The sequence below is a fragment of the Streptomyces sp. NPDC054840 genome (assembly GCF_053611065.1).
Window position 1 is genome coordinate 1 of record NZ_JBSGZP010001096.1, and the last position, 1,435, is coordinate 1,435.

Annotated in this window: 1 protein-coding gene; it reads left to right on the forward strand. The window is 74.4% G+C overall.

Features of this window, described 5'->3' with window-relative positions:
- Positions 1–12 precede the first annotated feature (12 nt).
- On the forward strand, positions 13–1,435 hold a 1,423-nt coding region (locus ACWGIU_RS37840), incomplete at its 3' end, for an MFS transporter (RefSeq protein ID WP_453712611.1).

Consider the following 1,435-nt stretch of genomic DNA (forward strand, 5'->3'; position numbering starts at 1 on the left):
GAGCTCCAGAGCATGTACCTCGCGGACCGCTCCGCGCCCGCGCCCGAGGGCGCGAAGACCGCTTCGGACCGGGGGCCCGTCCGGGCTCCCGCGGTCGCCTCGACCGTCCTCGCCCTGGGCACGGTCAGCATGATCACCGACATCTCCTCGGAGATGGTCACCGCTGTGCTGCCCCTGTACCTGATCGCCGGGCTGGGCCTGAGCCCCCTCGGCTTCGGTGCGCTCGACGGCGTCTACAACGGCGTCAGCGCCCTCGTGCAGCTGACCGGCGGCCACCTCGCCGACCGGATCCGCAACCACAAGCTGATCGCCGGCATCGGCTACGGCCTGTCGGCCCTGTGCAAACCGCTCCTGTTGTTCGCACACAGCCTGGGCCCGATCAGCGTGATCCTCACCCTGGAACGCACCGGCAAGGGACTGCGCACCGCCCCGCGCGATGCTCTGATCTCCCTTTCCACGCCACCCGAGTTACAAGGGCGCGCCTTCGGTGTGCACCGGGCCATGGACACCACCGGGGCGCTGCTCGGCCCGCTCGCCGCCTTCCTCATCCTGAGCGTGACGCTCGACGGCTACGACGCCGTCTTCGGTGTCAGCGCCTGCGTGGCCGTACTCGGTGTCGTGGTGCTCATGCTGTTCGTCCCGTCCGGCGGCGAACCGGGGCGGCCCATGCCCTCGGCCGGAGCCGCGGCCACTGCCGGAGCCGCGGCCACAGCCATAGCCTCGGTCCGAGCCACGGCCACTACCGGAGCCACTGCTGGTGCCACGGCCGGAGCCACTGCCACTGCCGGAGCCGGAGCCGGAGCCGGAGCCGGAGCCGGAGCCACTGCCGGAGCCGCGGCCGCCGCCCGCGACGCGGAGCGGCCGGCCCCCGTACGGCTGCGCGACGCGCTCGGCCTGCTGCGTCTGCCCCGACTGCGCAACCTGGCCGTCTGCGCCGTCCTGCTGGGCCTGACCACCGTCAGCGACGCCTTCGTCTACCTGCTCCTGCAACGCCGCACCGGCATCGGCGACCAGTGGTTCCCGCTCATGCCGCTGGGCACCGCCGCCGTGTTCCTGCTGCTCGCCGTGCCCGCCGGGGCCCTCGCCGACCGGATCGGCCGGCGCACCGTCTTCCTCACCGGGCACGCCCTCCTGCTGGCCGGCTACGGGCTGCTGCTCTGGGCCCCCGCCTGGCCCGCCCTGCCCTACCTCGTCCTCGCCCTGCACGGCATGTTCTACGCCGCCACCGACGGCGTGCTGCCCGCCGCCGTCGCCGCCATCGTCCCCGGGGAACTGCGCGCCACCGGCATGGCCCTCGTCGGCACCGGCCAGGCGCTGGCCCGCTTCGGCTGCTCGCTGGCCTTCGGCGGGGCCTGGACCCTCTGGGGCACCGGCCCGGCCCTGGCCGCCGCCGCGGCCGGCCTGCTGTGCTGCGCGGCAGTCGCCGGCTTCGTCC